The sequence below is a fragment of the Paenibacillus sp. MABNR03 genome (assembly GCF_050455445.1).
GTDB classification, from domain to species: Bacteria; Bacillota; Bacilli; order Paenibacillales; family Paenibacillaceae; genus Paenibacillus; species Paenibacillus xylanilyticus.
Map to the genome: position 1 here is coordinate 122,229 of NZ_JBCIYR010000007.1, position 18,672 is coordinate 140,900.

The following is an 18,672-nucleotide window of genomic DNA, read 5'->3' on the forward strand; positions in this document are numbered from 1 at the left end:
CAGCAGCATGTGTCATTTTTAGGGCATTAACAATGGCTCTCATTCTCAATACGACACCAATGTTATTTCCATGAAACGAGAAAGGATTGTGATTCACATGCAAGCGATACATCAACCTTTACAAACCCAGGCAAAAGCGGAACAGCGCTCCGTACATTCCCCTAATCCAAACCGTGGACGCAGACCGAACTTCCGGGCCATGCTCCGGAATAAGGAGATGCAGGCAGCCCTCGGCAGTGGATTATTAATGCTTATTGCATGGGGAACGTCACCGTATTTCAACACATTATCTGTCATGCTGTACATCGTGTCTTATGCACTGGGGGGATGGACCAAGGCGAAAGAGGGCATCGAGACACTGGTCAAGGACCGTGACCTGGATGTGAATCTGCTAATGATCGCCGCATCACTGGGTGCAGCAGCCATCGGATATTGGAATGAAGGTGCGATGCTGATCTTTATTTTTGCATTAAGTGGTGCACTGGAAAGTTATGCTACCGAACGGAGTCATAAGGATATATCATCGCTGCTGGCACTCAAGCCGGAGACGGCACTGCGCATTGAGGATGGAAAGATGAATCTTGTCGCCATCGATGAACTGGTACCTGGCGATCTGCTGCTGGTTAAACCAGGCGAGTTAATTCCGGCTGACGGCACCGTGTACCGCGGGAGTTCATTCATCAATCAGGCCTCCATTACAGGAGAATCCCTGCCTGTGGGTAAAGCTGAAGGTGATGAAGTGTATGCAGGCACAGTAAACGGGGAGGGCGCTTTGTACGTAGAGGTAACCAAATCGGCTGAAGGTTCACTGTTTGGCAAAATCATAAAATTAGTGGAAGAGGCACAGGCCGAAGTACCGGACTCCCAGCGCTTTATTGAGCGATTCGAAGGGATCTACGCACGGATAGTTGTGGGTGGGACTGTGCTCGTTATCGCAGGAACTCCCTTGTTGTTTGGATGGACTTGGAGTGAAGCCTTTTATAAGGCGATGGTCTTTCTTGTTGTGGCTTCGCCTTGTGCGCTGGTTTCTTCGATCATGCCGGTCATGCTGTCTGCAATGTCCAGCAGTGCTCGTCGTGGCATACTGTTCAAGGGTGGGGCCCATGTGGAGAACATGGCTCAGACCCGGGTGGTGGCTTTTGATAAAACAGGAACATTGACCATGGGCACCCCCCAAGTCACAGATATTTTAACGGCGGCAGGCATGGATCGGGTAAAAATGCTGTCTGCAGTTGCTGCAATTGAGAACTTGTCCAAGCATCCGCTGGCTCGTGCCATTGTCGATCAGGCAGCTCGTGAAGGCCTTGCAATTCAAGATGCCGAGCAGGTACAAACACTAACGGGATGGGGAATTGAAGGGAACGTGCACGGAGTTCTATGGAGTATTGGTAAATCAAACGAAATGCATGCGGGTACCAATTCAACTTGGGATGCGGAACGTGCCCGTCTTGAGAGTGAAGGCAAAACGGTATCTGTAGTCATGGCTGATGGTGAATTCGCTGGTCTAATTGCCATGCGGGATACGGTTCGGCCACAGGCCGCAGCGGCGGTGAAGAAGCTGGAAGAACTGGGCGTGAAAGTGGCCATGCTGACAGGTGACCGAGCGAAGCCGGCAGCCGTGATTGCACAAGAAACAGGAGTAAGCCTCGTCTACGCCGATTTGCTGCCTGAAGACAAAGTGAAGCAGGTACAGGCATTGCGTAAACAATATGGGCAGGTGCTCATGGTTGGTGATGGCGTCAATGACGCACCTGCACTTGCTGCGGCTACCGTGGGTATGGGAATGGGCATGTCTGGTAGCGGTACGGCGCTGGAAGTGGCAGATGTGGTGCTGATGAATGATAATATCGAAGAAATTGCTTGGGCCATTGGGCAGGCACGCAGGGCTCAACGGACCGTGAAGCAGAATATGTTTTTTGCCATTACGGTTATAACGGCTCTGGTTGCAGGAAACTTTTTGCAAGGCGTGGCATTGCCACTAGGGGTTGTTGGCCATGAAGGCAGTACAATTCTGGTTATTCTGAATGGTCTAAGATTGTTGCGTTAATGAGTCTATCCCAGTAATTTCATGGAATCTTCATTTGTGACCAAAAAAAGAACCTGAAGGGCAGAGTTGATCTGTCCTCAGGTTCTTTTCGGTGTACATTCATTTTCTAAAAAAGAGGGCTTGCTTAGAATAGTTCAGTCAAACCGATCATGGTGATCAGTCCAAGCAAAAATGAAACGGTAGCCACACGTGCGTTGCCGTCCCCGTGACTTTCGGGTATGAGCTCTTTATAAACAATGAACATCATTGCACCCGCCGCAAACGCGAGCCCATAGGGTACGAGGCCAGCCACTAGACTGCTGAGCGTATAACCAATCATGGCTGTGATAATTTCAACCGCGCCTGTCAGGGTAGCAATACCAAGTGCCTTGAAGCGGCCGATGTTCTGATTCACGAGAAAGAGAGCGACCAGGAATCCCTCGGGTGCGTTCTGCAGCCCAATGGAAAAGGCAATAAGATTGCCTAAGCTGGCATCGGTACTGGCATAACTGACGCCTACGGATAACCCTTCAGGCAGGTTATGCATGGTGATGGCTGCAATAATCATAAAGGCTTTGGCTTCAATTTTGAAAGGCATCTTCTCCGGATTTTCAAGATCCACATGGGGAATTTTCATCTCGAGTACCAGCAAGACCATGCTGCCGAGCATAATACCAAAGGCAAGTACGAACAGGTTTGACTGTCCCAGCGCTTCGGGAATGAGATTGTACACCGAAGCTGAGGTCATGATGCCTGCTGCATAAGCAAGTAAGATATCGCGCAGACGGTGGGTCACTTTGCGCATAAATAGAATAGGTATGGCCCCAAGGCCAGTAGACATGGCTGAGATAAAGCTGCCAATGATTGCATCGTTCATGCTTCCATTTTCCCTCCTGATGAAGACTTCTTCATAATCGCTGCCGAGCATTGACACCGTACATAAAAGAGATCATAATGAACAACAGATTAGAATGATTATAAATTAGAATTCCAATTCTGCATAGGGCTATTGTCATATCGGGCAGGTCTTGTGGACATGATTTAGGCTTATCGATTTAGTGTATGCAAAGGCGTTTGCTTTTGATGCCGATAGGCCGGACCTTTTTGCAGAACTCGGGGGAGGAACTATACATGTATAAATCCATTATTATCGGAACTGGCCCTGCAGGGCTGACAGCAGCAATCTATCTGGCTCGTGCCAACCTTAACCCACTCGTTATTGAAGGACCACAACCTGGTGGTCAACTGACAACAACAACTGAAGTGGAGAACTTCCCAGGTTTTCCTGATGGTATCATGGGTCCTGAACTCATGGACAACATGCGTAAACAAGCGGAACGCTTTGGCGCAGAATTCCGCACAGGCTGGGTAAACAACATCGATATGAGTGAGCGTCCGTTCAAAATCCAGGTTGAAGGCATGGGTGAACTGGTATCGGAAACATTGATCCTGTCTACTGGTGCATCTGCCAAGTACCTTGGTATTCCTGGAGAAGAAACTAACGTGGGCCGCGGTGTCAGCACTTGTGCAACATGTGACGGATTCTTCTTCCGCAACAAAGAGATCATCGTCATCGGCGGTGGCGACTCTGCATTGGAAGAAGCAAGTTTCCTGTCCCGTTTCGGTTCCAAAGTAACCCTGGTACACCGTCGTGAAGAACTGCGCGGTTCCAAAATCATGCAAGATCGTGCACGCAGCAACGAAAAAGTGGAAATGGCACTGAACCGTACACCGATCGAAGTCATTGCTGGCGACAATGGGGTAACCGGACTGAAAGTGTTGAACAACGCAACAGGTGAAGAAGAAATCATTCCGGCTAGCGGTGTATTCGTAGCGATCGGTCACACACCAAACACAGGTTTCCTCGGTGGACAGATTACAACGGATGAACATGGGTATATTATGACCACACCAGGTACTTCCGAAACGAATATTCCAGGCGTATTCGCTTGTGGAGACGTTCAGGATACTCGATACAAACAAGCGATTACAGCAGCAGGCAGCGGATGTATGGCTGCAATGGATGCAGAGAAATTCATCGAGAGCCTGGAGCATAGCGCAGTAGCACTGTAAGGTAACTCGTTTAAATGGTTAAATAATCGTTATACTATATATAAACTATATGAGGTGAATGAATAATGGAAAATGTAATTGTATACACATCGACCAACTGCCCGAACTGCAAATCAGTTAAGACTTTCCTGGCGGAAAAAGGAATCTCTTACGAAGAGCGCAACATCGAGACAAGTGACGAGTTCGCACAACAAGTATGGGATATGGGCGTACGTGCAGTACCTCTGACCGTTATTGGTGAACACCGCATCCTCGGTATGAACAAAACGCAATTCGCAAAAGCGCTGGACGCTTAATTATCCAATTACAGGGATTCAATCAAGCTGCATTCAGCTATTCCGGTTCGCGCGAGCCGTTTGAATATATAATATAAAGGAAGCCTTAGTCCAGAACAGGACTGAGGCTTCTTTGCTTGGAATTAACCCGTTTCATCAACACCAGTTAAGCATGATAATTGAAAATAGATGACATGAAAAATCCCCTTACGTAGTAACCCAGAGCACATGGTAACAAGAGCTCTAAGATTCACTGCGGAAGGGGATTCATCTTTTAATCCAGTTATTCCATCTAAAAAAAGATGCTCATAAACGTCTGAAAAACAACATACACCAATACGCCTGACAGCATATACATGAAGCCAGCCTTCTTTTTGCTCTGAAACAAACGAAGTATGCCGAGGCTGAACAGCGGCGCAAGCACGATCAAGAACAGGAGTACGGTGACAAACATTTGCGCCGAGATATCTGAAGTATCCACGTAGGTCACGGGTTTTCACTCCGTTTCGTTATAGGAATTAACACAGCGGCAGTCAGTCCGCCATGACAAAAATCACATATCCCCATTATAACTCTGGATTTCTTTAACAAAAAGGGAGGAAATGGGGCGAAATGATGTCAATTTTCATCGGTTATTAGACGGAAACTCGTATTTTCCCTAAAAACTGGGAAATGGCCGAGTAAGCGGCACCAATGCGTGTAGAACGGCTGCCCAGCGCGGCCCATTCAATCTGTAAACTGCGACGGTGATAGGGCAGGGTTCGTTCTTCGACCACTTGTTGGAGAGCCGTCTCAATCCATGGACCTGCTTCCGAGAGTGGCCCGCCAATAATGATGCGCTCAGGATTGAAGCTGTTGACGATATTCGTGATGCCCACCCCAAGTTTGCGGCCAATGTTCTCGTACAGTTCCAGTACGGCTTCATGTCCTTGTTGTGCATATTCTACCAGCTCCCGGGTCGTGTGGGCAGGCAAACGAAGCTGGTGGTCAGGGTACTCATAGGCTTTCTCGGAAGCATACAGCTCCCAACAGCCGTGATTGCCGCAGGAACAAGGTCTGCCTTCCGCTTCAATCGACATATGTCCTGTCTCGCCCGCGTAGCCCCAGGCGCCTTTGTACAATTCACCATCCACCATAATTCCTGATCCAATCCCCATACCTGCACTGATGTAGATCAGGTGACGTACACCGATTCCGCTGCCAAAGTTCAATTCCCCATGAGCCCCTGCATTGGCCTCGTTGTCAATCGTAACAGGAAGCTCGAACGCCTCCTCCAGCATGGAGCGCAGAGCGACCTTTTCCCAACCCAGGTTGGGTGCAAACAGGACCGTACCTGCCTCATCCACCATTCCAGGCACTCCGACGCCAATGCCAATCACACCATGCGGGGAAGGGGGGGCAGATTGAATCAGATGTTCAGCTGCAAGTTTCAACTGTGTTAATACGGAAGGGACATCGTGCTGCTCCAGCTTCTTGGCGTACTCCGTTATAATATGGCCTTCCAGATCGGTAAGAACACCCTTCAGGTGCTTTACGCTGAGCTCCAGACCAACCGCATATCCAGCCGTTCCCCGAAACAGCAGCATGAGCGGTTTGCGACCGCCACTGGACTCCCCCGGACCAATTTCCTGTACAAGCTCATCGCTGATCAGATCGGCAACAAGGTTGGATACGGTTGCTTTGTTGAGTCCCGTAATCTCGGATACCCGCGCGCGGGAAAGGGGGGCATGACGGCGAATGGTATCCAGGACAATGGACTTGTTTATTTTTTTGACCAGCATCTGGTCTCCGGTAATTTTCATAAGAATCAGGCACTCCTATTCTGTATATAAAAGGGTTCAATCATTCATCCCGTGCCGAAGCTATTCGACTATTATAGCGTAAACAACCCCGGAAAAAACAATTTTATTTTACTTTGTTTAACCAATAGACAAAGTATAAGCGATGTGTTAGGATAACGGTGTAAACGATTTCTTTAAAACTATTGAGGAGGCATTTTACATGGCCTATTTTGAATCCGTTAATAAAATCGCGTTTGAAGGCAAAGACTCCACCAACCCTTTTTCATTCAAACATTATAATCCGGAAGAAGTTGTTGCTGGCAAAACGATGGAAGAGCACTTCCGTTTCGGCATGGCTTACTGGCATACATTAACTGCAGGCGGCAGTGACCCGTTCGGTGCGGAGACAGCTGTTCGTTCTTGGGATAAATACTCCGGTCTGGACCTCGCGAAAGTACGCGTGGAAGCGGCTTTTGAATTTTTGGAAAAAATGAATCTTCCGTTCTTCTGTTTCCACGATGTGGACATCGCACCAGAAGGCAACAGCCTGCGTGAGTTCTACAGCAACATCGATACGATCGTTGATCTGATCGAAGACCACATGAAATCCAGCGGCAAAAAACTGCTCTGGAACACGGCGAACATGTTCTCCAACCCGCGCTTCATGTTTGGTGCAGCTTCCACATGCAACGCTGATGTGTATGCGCATGCAGCAGCACAAATCAAGAAAGGCCTGGAAGTGGGTAAACGTCTGGGCGCTGAAAACTATGTATTCTGGGGCGGTCGTGAAGGTTACGACACGTTGCTGAACACAGACATGCAACTGGAGCAAGACAACATTGCCCGCATGTTCCACATGGCTGTAGACTACGCGAAGGAAATTGGCTTTGATGCACAATTCCTGATCGAGCCTAAACCAAAAGAGCCAACCAAACACCAATATGACTATGATGCAGCAACTTCCATTGCATTCCTGCAAAAATACGGTTTGGACAAACATTTCAAACTGAACTTGGAAGCTAACCATGCAACTCTGGCGGGTCACACATTCGACCACGAAATCCGCGTTGCCCGCACAAACGGCATGCTCGGTTCCCTCGATGCCAACCAAGGCGACATGCTGATCGGTTGGGATACGGACGAGTTCCCGGTGGACATGTACGATGCTACATTGACGATGTACGAAGTATTGAAAAACGGTGGTATCGGCCGCGGTGGCGTGAACTTTGACGCCAAAGTACGCCGTGGTTCCTTCGAAGCAGACGATCTGTTCCTGGCTCACATTGCAGGTATGGATACGTACGCAAAAGGTCTGAAAGTAGCTGCGAAATTGATCGAAGACCGTGTATTCGATGACTTCATCGAAAAACGTTACAGCAGCTTCAGCGAAGGTATTGGTGCAGATGTGGTTGCAGGTAAAGCTACACTGGCTTCCCTTGCAGAATACGCGTTGAACAACGAAAACCCACGCAAAAACCAATCCGGACGTCAAGAATTGCTGAGAGCAAAACTCAACCAGTACATCCTGGCTGACTAATACCGGAAGAAACATGTACGAGGCAGGTCATTAGCATCTGCCTCTGTTTGTAAACAAGCTTGTACCATGGAACGCCTGAACAAGCATGACATTCGGACCGTCCCCGTCTTTCCCCTGGGAAGGCGGGGGCGGTTTTTAAATTTTTTATAGAATGAATAATTTGCATGCTAAACGAAGAGATCAGAAAGGACCTGAAGAAGCGAAGCGTTCGCATTTATCCCCGGATTTCTCCCTTGGAAAAGGGAATGAAGGAAATCCGAGGGTAACGGCGATCGGAGGGTTTTCTGATCACGAAGTGGTTACATGTTCAATTGATGAGGGTTTCATTTATACCAATAACTAATCAAGGTCATTGGATCAATCTTTCCACTATAAGAACGAGTACGTTTTTACTGTTTTGATATAAATGGTTGTCTCAAGATGGTATAGGCAGAACGAAGTGAGCAGAAAGGACCCGAGGAAGCGGTAGCGTTCGCTCAGAGCTTTCTGAAAGAAAGCTGGCTTCGGCAGCATAGGCTTATCCCCGGATTTCTCTCTTGCTAAAGGGTATAAAGGAAATCTGGGGGTAACGGCGATCCGAGGGTTTTCTGATCACGGAGTGACCACATGAGAATCAGGGTTACATTTATACAATCCTGTTACAAACGAGAGGAGTTAACCTATGAGTTACGTAATTGGTGTCGATCTGGGAACAAGCGCGGTCAAAACCGTACTGGTTAACCGTGAAGGAAAAGTGGCATTTGAAGCATCTGAGGCATATCCGCTCCACCAGCCAAAGGCTGGATACAGCGAGCAAAATCCGGAAGATTGGGTAGAGCAGACAATTGTCTCCCTGCGCAAATTGCTGGAAGTTTCCGGCGTACAGCCTTCGGAGATTGAGGGGCTGAGTTTCTCCGGGCAAATGCACGGACTCGTTCTGGTGAATGCCGAGGGCAAACCGCTGCGCAACGCCATTCTGTGGAACGATACACGTACAACGGCCCAATGCCGCCGCATCGAGAAGGTGCTGGATGGCAAACTGTTAAGCATTGCCCGGAATCGTGCGCTTGAAGGCTTCACGCTGCCAAAAATCCTGTGGGTACAGGAGAATGAACCGGAACTGCTGCAGCAAGCATCCTTGTTCCTTCTGCCAAAAGACTATGTTCGTTATCGCTTGACAGGGGATTACGCGATGGATTATTCGGATGCAGCAGGTACATTGCTGCTGGACGTTGCAGGCAAACAGTGGAGCACGGAGATTGCCGAAGCTTTTGATCTGCCGATCTCGCTGTGTCCACGTCTCGTGGAATCGTTTGAGGAAGTGGGTACATTGCTTCCGGAGATCGCAGATCAAACAGGTCTTGCGGCTGCAACAAAAGTATTCGCAGGCGGCGCGGACAATGCATGCGGGGCTATTGGCGCAGGCATTCTGAGTGAAGGGCAGACGATGTGCAGCATCGGTACGTCCGGAGTAGTGCTTTCTTATGAAGAACGCAAAGATCTCGATTTCGAAGGCAAAGTGCACTTCTTTAACCATGGGGAAAAGGATGCCTTCTATATCATGGGTGTAACTCTGGCAGCAGGGTACAGCCTCTCCTGGTTTAAGGATACGTTTGCAGCGGACAAATCGTTTGATGTTCTCTTGCAGGGCATTGATCAGGTTCCGGCTGGCAGTAACGGATTGCTGTTCACTCCTTATATTGTCGGAGAGCGTACGCCTCATCCAGATGCGAATATTCGCGGCAGCTTCATCGGCATGGATGCAGGGCATAAGCTTGAGCACTTTGGGCGGGCAGTGATGGAAGGAATCACCTTCTCCCTGCGGGAATCGATCGATATTCTGCGTGGTGCAGGCAAAACGGTCAATGAGGTCATCTCCATCGGAGGCGGCGCCAAAAATGAAGCCTGGCTGCAAATGCAGGCAGATATCTTTAACGCTACTATTGTGAAGCTGGAGAGTGAACAAGGTCCGGCAATGGGCGCGGCGATGCTTGCAGCGTATGGCTGTGGCTGGTTCCCATCCCTGCAGGATTGTGCGGAAGCCTTCATTCGTCCTGCAAAATCCTATGCACCGAATCCGGAAACAGTAGCCGTATATGATGGACTCTTTGCCCTGTATCAGGATGTATATGGACAGACACGCAGCCTGAATGATCGGTTGGCAGAGTATCGTTAATTCATGACATTAATCCAATTGTAGTTAACAGAGGCACTCGCTGAAGCGGGTGCTTTTCTTGTTTTTTATTCAACAGGAATTGAAACCTCGGAAATACGATAAGCGGGGAATCAGAGGGAATGGTGAGTCGTCAGACATAAGCGTATTCCAGATAAGCATAGATTGAGTATAAAGGGTTTTCGAGCCAGCTTACGCACGGGGGTGAGGCGTTGAATGATCGAGAGGAAGATGGAAGACCGCATATTACGCTGTCCATGATTGTTCGCAATGAAGAGCAGCGATATCTCAGCCAGGCTTTGCAAACGCACAGGCCGTGGATTGATCGAGCAGTCATCATTGATGATGGGAGCACGGATGATACGGTTGCCATATGCAGAGACCTGCTGGAGGGGATCCCACTTCTATTGGTGGAGAACCCGGCGTCTAGGTTTGCCGATGAAGTGAGTCTGCGCAAACAGCAATGGGAGGCAACGGTGGCTACTGAGCCCGAATGGATTCTGAATCTGGATGCCGATGAAATTCTTACGGCTGATTTTGGTGTGCTGCGTAATCAGCTGCTGAGCGGGAACGAAGACGCCATTTATTTCAGACTTTTTGATATGTGGAGTGATACCCACTACCGGGAAGATCAATACTGGCAAGCGCATGCGTATTACAGGCCATTTCTCGTTCGTTATCGTCCTGAATGGAATTATGAATGGAAGGAAACACCGCAGCATTGCGGACGTTTTCCGTTAACCATTCAGCATTTTGCCTATGGGTGCCACACTCCGCGTGTGAAACATTATGGCTGGGCTCGCCAAGAGGATCGTATACGAAAATATGAGCGCTATCAGGCTCTGGACCCGGAAGCCAGATACGGCTGGCGAGAACAGTATGAATCCATTCTGGATACAGATCCAAGGCTGCTGCCATGGTTGGATTAGGGAAGGGGGAACATGCATTTTGAAGAAGGTAAAACAAAAGGAAAAGGTGCTGATCGCCAGTCCGGTTCGTCAGACAGCTGCGGTGCTTCGCGAGTTTCTGGAATCTCTGGAACTGCTGGAGCGAACGACGGTGGAGACGGACTATTTATTTGTGGATGATAATGAAGAGGAAGCATCATCCAATAGCCTCCGTGATTTTGCTCTTCAGCATGAAGGAACCGTCTTTGCTTCAGATCATGATGATGAATCCGTTCAGGAAAAAGGGGTATACAACAGGGATGAAGGAGGCCATTATTGGCGTGACGAGCAGATTTGGCGAGTAGCCGGTTTGAAAAATCGCATATTGCAGTATGCCCTGGACCAGAAGTATGACGCTGTTTTCCTGATTGATTCGGATCTTGTTCTACATCCCCGGACGCTGGAGCAGCTTGTCTCCTCCAAAAAGGACATTGTATCGAATATTTTCTGGACGCGCTGGCAGCCGGGCACAAGGGAAATGCCGCAAGTATGGCTGCAGGATGAGTATGCCTTGTTTCGCAAAGGCGGCAAGATCGAGGCGGGCAAGGAGATTGAAGACGAGAGCACTCAAACGGAGGCTTTTTTGAATCAATTGCGTGTGCCTGGCTGTTACGAAGTAGGCGGGCTTGGCGCATGTACGCTCATTCGCAAGTCTGCTCTGGAAGCAGGAGTTTCCTTCGATCAGATTCCCAATGTATCGTTCTGGGGCGAGGATCGCCATTTTTGCATACGTGCCCAGGCACTGGGTTTTCGTTTATACGTGGATACCCACCTGCCGGCTTATCATATCTATCGCTTATCTGAACTCCCCGGCGCAGCTGCTTATAATCGCAGGGTCAGACGAGGAGAAGAGGCGATCAGCATTACCCTGTGTATGATTGTAAAAAATGAAGAAGCTTCCCTCGCCAGATGTCTGGATTCGGTGAATGGCATTGCTGATGAGATTGTTATCGTGGACACCGGTTCAACAGATGGCACGCGCCAAATAGCTGCAAGATACACGGAGAGAGTTATCAATTTTGAATGGATTGACGACTTTGCAGCCGCGCGTAACTTTGCCTTTGATCAGGCCACCAATGAATACATATTATGGCTGGATGCAGACGATGTGTTTGAACCGGATGACCGGGCGAAGCTCATCGCCTTGAAACGTTCCCTGGATCCCGCTGTCGACAGCGTTACCATGGCCTATAACCTTTCATTCACGCCAGAAGGGAAGGTGGCCTATAGTCTGAGACGGAATCGGCTGGTACGTCGTGATCGTAATTACCGCTGGATTGGTGCAGTGCATGAATATCTGGAAGTTGGCGGCAATCTGCTGCATAGCGATATTGCGGTGACCCATAAGAAAGATAAGGAGTACACGGATCGCAACTTGAGGATTTACCGCAAACGGGAGGAAGCAGGAGAACATTTCTCTCCGCGGGATCTTTATTACTTTGGCAATGAACTGAAAGATCATGGACAGCATGCGGATGCTATTGCGTATTATGGGAAGTTTCTGGATACCGGTCTTGGCTGGGTGGAAGATCAGATTGCGGCATGTCAGAAAATCGCAGACTGTGAAGCAGCACTTGGCCGCCCTGAACAGGAAGTTTCATCCCTGCTGAGATCCCTGGCTTATGATCTGCCGAGAGCAGAGATCTGCTGCCGCCTGGGCGGTTATTTTGCGGACCGCGGAGATTACCGAAAGGCGCTGTTCTGGTATGAACAGGCGACCCTAGCTGTGCGTCCTGCAGATCCGATGGTTGTACTGAACGAAGCCGCATGGACGTGGATGCCCCATTTGCAGCTGTGTGTATGTTATGACCGGTTGGGCAACCGCGCCAAAGCAAAGGAGCATAATGATATTGCTATGGCGTATCACCCCACACACCCCAGCATGTTGTACAACGACCAGTACTTTAAGGATATGGAAAAGGAAGGTGTTCTGGAAGAGGCCTAACTCAAGGCAAAAACCTCTTTTATAGTTATGGTTCGGATGGGTGGAACTCCACCAACATTCGTCCATGATTACAAGAGAGGTTTTTTAGTTTTGTATTTCAACAAGTGGAGAATCGTTTTACAATATGAATTAACGGAAAAGCGGTGATACTAATACTGTCTTCGGCTGCCGAATCTATGAAGCAAGGGGAAGCTCGAATGAATTTGACGGAAGTGCTATTGGAGTCGAGGCTGGTTGCCATTGTTCGCGGCATTAGCCGTGAAGCTGCCATAACAGCAGGGAAAGGCATGACAGATGGGGGTATCCGGCTGATGGAAGTGACGCTGAATACACCCGGCGCGCTTGAGATTATTGGAGACTGGCGGACTCAGCATGAAGGACAAGCTTATGTTGGAGCAGGAACGGTCCTGAATGTGGAGATGGCTAAGGAAGCTGTCGCAGCGGGTGCGCAATTTCTGGTATCGCCCAATGTCGATCTGTCTGTAATTGAATATGCTGTAGAACATGAGGTGGAGATTTGGCCAGGAGCCATGACGCCTACCGAAATTGTAGCTGCCCATGAAGCAGGTGCACGTGTGGTGAAGTTATTTCCGATGGCGAGTCTGGGGCTGCCGTATTTGCGGGAGATCAAGGCCCCACTCAATCATATTCCACTGCTTGCAACGGGTGGAGCTAATCTGGACAATATTACGGACTATTTTGCTGCTGGTGCAGCGGCAGTTGGACTTGGCAGTGCACTTTTGCCAAGAGAGGCACTGGAGGCAGGAAATCATGAACAGATTGCTGCATGTACACATGCATTTGTGGAAGCAGCGAGAGTCAAAAGGTAAGATAACACAATCAACAATATGTACATTTGGGTATATATAAAAGATGTGGCTGTTTAACAGGGCGTTAATGGTATTGTCGTAGAATAGGTGTATGACAAAGGCGGAGAGGAGAAGTGCACAGTGAAAGCGAGAACGATGATTGGTGGAGTTATTGCTGTTGCCGCTGTAACGGCAGGTGGCTTATGGAAGGCAGCGGTGAAGAGCCAGACACCCAAAAAGATCCCCATTACGCTTACCCCACCTATGCCATTCGAAGATGTAACCTTCGAGAGTGGAGGTGGGCGGGTTCACGGATGGTTTATTCCCGCTGGGGTCCACGTTCCCAAACCGTGGCCGCTAATTATTATAGCCCATGGCTGGGGTTCCAATCGATCACGTGTACTCCGCTATGCCCGTCCCATCTGGGAAGCGGGATACGCTCTCTTCATGTATGATGTTCGAAGTCATGGAGCAAGTGATCCGGTAAAAGCGGCATCTGCCTACCTGTTCCGTGATGATCTGCTCGCAGCATTGCGCTACACGACTTCCCGGCCGGAGATAGATCCGGGTGCCATCGGTGTGTTGGGGCATTCGCTAGGCGGTTTGGGAACCATTATGGCAGTAACGGAACATATTCCGGTATCGGCAGTCATTACGGATTCCATGCCATCCCAGTTCGAAGTGATTGTCAGTTCGGAGCTGAAACGTCGGCGATTGCCCCTGTTTCCACTCGCCCAGTTGATTCCGCGAATCTGGTTCTGGCGGCTGGGGGAATCCCTGAAAACGTATCGTCAACGGGACCCCGTCCTGCTTCTGAATGAACGGCGCAAAGGCATGCAGCTGCCGATGCTCATGGTGCATTCCAAAGGAGATAATTTTATCCCGCCAAGTGAACTGGAGTACTTCATGTCCAAGGCAGATCCGCCTGTCGAACATCTGTGGGTCAATAGCGGCGGGCACAGTTGTTCAGAGGAAGATCCTGTATTCTGGCAGACCGTAATCCCTTTCCTGAAAAACCATGTACAAGTTCAGGCGAAATCGACCGATTCCAGTGCTGCTGTAATAGATCGTGAATGATCATAGAGCCTACATAATGTTGCAGGCTGACATAGAGAACGCCAACCAGATTGGCGTTTTTTTGCTGTTCAGCATCTTTTGAAAAAATTCTCATTTGTAAAATTGTTGGGAAAAGGACGATTAAAAAGGAAGCTTATGGTATCATAGAATAGACTGACCATATTCATGCGGAGTTATTTGGCATGCATCCATGTGAACATTTGCTTCAACCCAAAGATATGGATTAATGCAAAAAGTTGATGTGTGAAATTGAAGGGAGAGGTCCAGATTTGAGTTTTCAGATTCGATTCAAAATGATGACAGCCAAAGCTGCATCAGCAGCCATGGCGGCATTGCTTCTGGCATCGCAGACTCCAGGGTTTGCAGGCAGCGTGTCAGCAGCGCAAGCAGAACAGGTAACAGAAGCTGCACCGGGGGAAAATGAACAACTAGACATGACTAGCAATGACGTGCCTGAGGGGGCTAAGATCTCCTCCAAGCAAGCCAGTGAGAATATATTGAAACTGTTTCCCATGCTAAAGAAGGCTACCATTACATCGGCACAATTTGATCCGAATAACCGATTCCCTCCGCTCGAGTACAAAACATGGGACATCGGATTCCAGATTACCGAGGGTAATCATTCTATGGGGTTTAACGCATCTGTACATGCAGGGACAGGGGAAGTACTGAGTGTGCATATGCCATCTGATTTACTGGATAAGCAGTTGTCTGATTCGGAAGTCAAACTGACCAAGGATGAAGTCGAAGAACAGGCTGTGGCCTTTCTGCACAAGGCAATTCCTGGATTGAAGGAAGACGCATATGCAACTTTGGGAGATCTGTACCAAACGGCAGGGCAGCAATCGTTGTTCGGCAGAACCGAATATCAATTTGCGTACCAACTGAAGCATGACGGTTTGTTATCTGAGGCGGAGACGGTTTACATAAGTGTGGATCAAAGTGGCCTGGTAACAGGTTATTCACGAATGACGACCGCAGCGGAATATCCTTCATCGAAACCGGCTGTACCTGCAGAGAAGGCACGGCAGCAATTCGAAGAACAGTTCGATGTAGAACTCGCCTACATTAAGAAAAACAGCCTGTCTTCAAAGCAAGGTCAGCAGTACTATCTTGGATATATGCCGAAGGATTCCAGCATGGTTCCGCTTGAGGCGAATACGTTGGAACGGTTCAACGCTATGACTGGGAAAGCCATTACTGAGGATACCGTACAGCAGGACAAACCGCTGAAAGGCAGCGCTGCCGCTTTTGTTCCAGCGAATGGACAGAGACTGAATGCCAAGCAGGCAGAGAACCTGGTTAAAAAGAACTTTGATATTCCGGAAGGATACAAGTTGGATTACAGCCAGTTAAATAAAGGAAGCTACTGGAGTCCGAACAATCAGGTCTGGAGTCTGAGCTGGAGCAACCGAAACGCGAATATGTCCTATATGTTCATGCGAGACATTTCAGCGCAGGTGGATGCCACCACCGGACAAATTTACAGCTATAGCCTGTATCAGCGAATGAGTCCGGATGCTGCAGAAGAGAAACCGGCTGAAGAAAAAGAAGGCAAATCCGTAACCCGCACGCAAGCCGAGAAACTTGCAATCCATTCGGTTATTGCACTTGTGCCGGATGCTACAGAACAGTTCAAGCTGTCCAGCGTGCTTGAGGTAGAGGACGCCCGTACATTTATCTTTCAACGCTACTTGAATGGAATAGCGGTTAAGGATGATCTGGTACAGGTACAGGTCCTGAAGGATGGAACGATTAGCGAATTTTATGCCAATCTTGCTGCAACGCCTGAGCAGCTGCCCGCAAGCAAGGAGCCGGCGATTAGTTACGAAGAGGCAAAAGCTGCCTACCTGGAAGAATTCAAGCTGGTTCTGGCATACTCCCGTTACGGTGGACATGGTACGAGCAGTGGCCAAGTCACTCCGTCGGGAATAAATCTTGCGTATATGCCTACACGGGATGATAAATCGATCTACGGCAGCTATGAAGTACTTGATGCCAATACAGGCGAATGGATGTCTTTGTACAGCACTTCCAGCACGGCAGTCCAAGCTGCACCTAGTGACATTGCTGGTCATGTGGCTGAAGAAGCAATACTCAATATGAACAAGCATGGTGTCCTGATTCCTGATGAACAGGGACGCGTCTTCCCGGATCGGGTGATCACCAGAGGAGATTGGTTTAACTATCTCGCTAGAGCGGTTAATCCGAATCTGGACTTATATTACACTGTGAACGGGAATGACAAGCTGTATGCGGACATTACGGCCGAGAGCCCTTACTATCCAGCCGTGCGTACATTAATCGACCAGCGCTGGCTCGCGGGCTCTGATCCGGAAGTCAATTTGAATCCACAGGAGGAGATGACCCGGGAAGAACTGGCTGTTCTGCTTGTTCGTATACTTCGTTACGAGAAGCTGGCTGGTTTCTACACCTTGCCATCGGATCTGCCCAACCTTGTCGATGCAAATGCCGTTACGAACAAGGGTGCGGTATCTCTCAGCATGAAGCTGGGGTTGCTGCCTTCCATTGAAGGGCGTTTCATGCCGGCACGCAAGGTGACCGTGGCTGAAGCGGCACAGGTACTGGAGCGGTTGGCCCAGCTGCAGGGCAAGACGGATACGTTTATGACAGGCAGTCGCCTGTATTAAGAAGTGTTTTTGCATAACCTGGCGTAGGAAGTCATAGGATGGATATAACGGTTATGTGTTATTTGCTGAAGACAAGGGAGACCTTCTGCGGAAGGTCTCTTTTGATTCTTTTCGACAAAACTAGAAGCCTGACGCGAGATGCTTTTGTGATACAATGAGGCATGAGAACTTTGCAAAGAGAGGTGGTATCCTTTCATGGGCAAGAACGGGAAACGAGTGATCACCATATTGCTGGCAGGCTGTCTGATCGCTGTGGCGTTACCGCGCACGGTGGACCTGGATCAGTTGTATGCTGCTTCGGGCACATCAGACATATCCACAACGACGGATTTACGCCAGACGTTGCTTACTGCAATGTCGCAGCGGACGGAGGAGCTTGTTTTTACATACAAGGGCGATGTGAAAGGTCTCAAAAAACAGCTGCAGAGCTCCATTGATGAAGCAATGACCAGTGATCCCTATATCCAATATACCGTCAAAAGTTATGCTTTTAATTATAAAGGTTCCAACGTGTCCGCCGAGGTCCATGTGAATTTGTCCTACCGGGAGACCAAAGAACAGACCGATTACGTTAATCGTAAAGTGACCAGTGTCTTAAAAGAGATCATTGCACCAGGCATGACGAATCATGAGAAGGTGAAAGCGATCCATGACTGGATTGTTCTTAACCTTGCCTACGATACAACTCTGCAAAAATATACGGCATATGACGGACTCGTCACAGGCAGCACCGTATGTCAGGGATATTCCCTGCTTGCTTACCGCATGCTGGAGCGGGTGGGCATTGATAACCGGATCGTGGAAGGTACAGCGGGTGACCAACTGCACGCCTGGAATATCGTGAAGCTGGACGGGAAGTGGTACCATATGGACACAACCTGGGATGATCCGACACCTGACCGCAAAGGGAAGGTTAGTCATAATTATTATTTGCTCAGTGACGATGAAATGGCACGTGACCATATATGGTCGGGCAAAGGCAAATACCCGGCTGCAGCTGATCCCTATCGGAAAGCCTTGCAAACCTTGATGCAAACAGGAGGAAGCAAGGCAGCTGCATATCAGAAGCTGTATCATACTCTGGAATACTCGCTCTATGACGAGAAAGATGCGATTAGTGGGCATTCCGCACTGGAAACCAAGGTGCAGAACGTGCTGAAGGATGGCGGAACCACGTTTACTTTCAGATACAAAGGTACAGAATCAGGCCTGGTTGAAGATTTGCAGCATTTATACCAGCTCGGGATGAAATCGATATCGTATTATGTGTCCAAAATGGAAGATACGACAGACCTGCGTGTCGAAATTAACTGGACCTTATGACGTCCCGCTATGCGTACTCAAGCTAGAATATGGTGTGAAGTTTACAAGGATGCTCCGATGAGGAGCGTCCTTTTTT

At 49.0% G+C, this 18,672-nt stretch carries 14 protein-coding genes and 1 pseudogene; 12 read left to right on the forward strand and 3 right to left on the reverse strand.

Annotated elements, in window-relative coordinates:
• Nucleotides 1–97: 97 nt before the first annotated feature.
• Nucleotides 98–2,047 carry a heavy metal translocating P-type ATPase gene (locus tag AAIH57_RS25980; RefSeq protein WP_430023541.1) on the forward strand — a complete coding sequence of 650 codons (1,950 nt, stop codon included), beginning with the start codon at nt 98–100 and terminating at the stop codon, nt 2,045–2,047.
• Between the two features lie 124 nt (nt 2,048–2,171).
• Here AAIH57_RS25980 and AAIH57_RS25985 read toward each other — a convergent pair whose 3' ends face one another.
• The gene (locus AAIH57_RS25985; protein ID WP_430023542.1) at nt 2,172–2,903 is read right to left on the reverse strand and encodes a ZIP family metal transporter; all 732 of its coding nucleotides are present in this window, start codon (nt 2,901–2,903) and stop codon (nt 2,172–2,174) included.
• Nucleotides 2,904–3,157: 254 nt separating this feature from the next.
• Here AAIH57_RS25985 and trxB point away from each other — a divergent pair, with 254 nt between their 5' ends.
• Both trxB and AAIH57_RS25995 read left to right on the forward strand, forming a co-directional pair.
• Entirely contained in the window at nt 3,158–4,099 is a 942-nt protein-coding gene (trxB, locus tag AAIH57_RS25990; protein ID WP_175395304.1) for a thioredoxin-disulfide reductase, read from the forward strand.
• A 65-nt stretch (nt 4,100–4,164) separates the two neighbouring features.
• Nucleotides 4,165–4,395, forward strand: coding sequence for a glutaredoxin family protein (locus AAIH57_RS25995; RefSeq protein ID WP_095361761.1), 231 nt, complete (start codon nt 4,165–4,167; stop codon nt 4,393–4,395).
• Between the two features lie 271 nt (nt 4,396–4,666).
• Here the strand turns inward: AAIH57_RS25995 and AAIH57_RS26000 are convergent, their stop codons facing one another.
• Complete coding sequence (locus tag AAIH57_RS26000; RefSeq protein WP_053779005.1) at nt 4,667–4,864, reverse strand: hypothetical protein; 198 nt, start codon at nt 4,862–4,864, stop codon at nt 4,667–4,669.
• Nucleotides 4,865–5,009: 145 nt separating this feature from the next.
• Complete coding sequence (locus tag AAIH57_RS26005; RefSeq protein ID WP_430023543.1) at nt 5,010–6,176, reverse strand: ROK family protein; 1,167 nt, start codon at nt 6,174–6,176, stop codon at nt 5,010–5,012.
• A gap of 199 nt (nt 6,177–6,375) precedes the next feature.
• Here AAIH57_RS26005 and xylA point away from each other — a divergent pair, with 199 nt between their 5' ends.
• The 9 genes and pseudogenes from xylA to AAIH57_RS26050 all read left to right on the forward strand — a co-directional run bounded on the left by xylA (nt 6,376) and on the right by AAIH57_RS26050 (nt 18,596).
• Nucleotides 6,376–7,692: a xylose isomerase gene (xylA, locus tag AAIH57_RS26010; RefSeq protein ID WP_175395306.1), complete on the forward strand. Its 1,317-nt coding sequence runs from the start codon at nt 6,376–6,378 to the stop codon at nt 7,690–7,692.
• 661 nt (nt 7,693–8,353) lie between these two features.
• A complete protein-coding gene (gene xylB, locus AAIH57_RS26015) occupies nt 8,354–9,847 on the forward strand; it encodes a xylulokinase (RefSeq protein WP_175395307.1) in 1,494 nt (497 codons plus the stop codon).
• A gap of 209 nt (nt 9,848–10,056) precedes the next feature.
• Complete coding sequence (locus AAIH57_RS26020) at nt 10,057–10,773, forward strand: glycosyltransferase family 2 protein (RefSeq protein ID WP_430023544.1); 717 nt, start codon at nt 10,057–10,059, stop codon at nt 10,771–10,773.
• A pseudogene (locus AAIH57_RS26025) lies at nt 10,724–11,242 on the forward strand (hypothetical protein); the annotation flags it as partial. The gene AAIH57_RS26020 and the pseudogene AAIH57_RS26025, both read left to right, overlap by 50 nt.
• Before the next feature lie 423 nt (nt 11,243–11,665).
• Entirely contained in the window at nt 11,666–12,736 is a 1,071-nt protein-coding gene (locus tag AAIH57_RS26030; RefSeq protein ID WP_430023572.1) for a glycosyltransferase, read from the forward strand.
• Nucleotides 12,737–12,933: 197 nt separating this feature from the next.
• Nucleotides 12,934–13,566, forward strand: coding sequence for a bifunctional 4-hydroxy-2-oxoglutarate aldolase/2-dehydro-3-deoxy-phosphogluconate aldolase (locus AAIH57_RS26035; protein ID WP_430023545.1), 633 nt, complete (start codon nt 12,934–12,936; stop codon nt 13,564–13,566).
• A gap of 120 nt (nt 13,567–13,686) precedes the next feature.
• A complete protein-coding gene (locus AAIH57_RS26040) occupies nt 13,687–14,622 on the forward strand; it encodes an alpha/beta hydrolase (RefSeq protein WP_312884260.1) in 936 nt (311 codons plus the stop codon).
• 269 nt (nt 14,623–14,891) lie between these two features.
• Nucleotides 14,892–17,273 (forward strand): YcdB/YcdC domain-containing protein, encoded by a 2,382-nt coding sequence (locus AAIH57_RS26045; RefSeq protein WP_430023546.1) that lies wholly within the window; start codon nt 14,892–14,894, stop codon nt 17,271–17,273.
• Nucleotides 17,274–17,468: 195 nt separating this feature from the next.
• Nucleotides 17,469–18,596, forward strand: a complete 1,128-nt coding sequence (locus tag AAIH57_RS26050; protein WP_430023547.1) for a transglutaminase domain-containing protein — start codon at nt 17,469–17,471, stop codon at nt 18,594–18,596.
• Nucleotides 18,597–18,672: the final 76 nt, after the last annotated feature.

Bases quoted from the DNA above. Each gene is read 5' to 3' on its own strand.
- AAIH57_RS25980 (WP_430023541.1), top strand. From the start codon at position 98: ATGCAAGCGATACATCAACCTTTACAAACCCAGGCAAAAGCGGAACAG.
- AAIH57_RS25985 (WP_430023542.1), bottom strand. From the start codon at position 2,903: ATGAACGATGCAATCATTGGCAGCTTTATCTCAGCCATGTCTACTGGC.
- trxB (WP_175395304.1), top strand. From the start codon at position 3,158: ATGTATAAATCCATTATTATCGGAACTGGCCCTGCAGGGCTGACAGCA.
- AAIH57_RS25995 (WP_095361761.1), top strand. From the start codon at position 4,165: ATGGAAAATGTAATTGTATACACATCGACCAACTGCCCGAACTGCAAA.
- AAIH57_RS26005 (WP_430023543.1), bottom strand. From the start codon at position 6,176: ATGAAAATTACCGGAGACCAGATGCTGGTCAAAAAAATAAACAAGTCC.
- xylA (WP_175395306.1), top strand. From the start codon at position 6,376: ATGGCCTATTTTGAATCCGTTAATAAAATCGCGTTTGAAGGCAAAGAC.
- xylB (WP_175395307.1), top strand. From the start codon at position 8,354: ATGAGTTACGTAATTGGTGTCGATCTGGGAACAAGCGCGGTCAAAACC.
- AAIH57_RS26030 (WP_430023572.1), top strand. From the start codon at position 11,666: ATGATTGTAAAAAATGAAGAAGCTTCCCTCGCCAGATGTCTGGATTCG.
- AAIH57_RS26035 (WP_430023545.1), top strand. From the start codon at position 12,934: ATGAATTTGACGGAAGTGCTATTGGAGTCGAGGCTGGTTGCCATTGTT.
- AAIH57_RS26050 (WP_430023547.1), top strand. From the start codon at position 17,469: ATGGGCAAGAACGGGAAACGAGTGATCACCATATTGCTGGCAGGCTGT.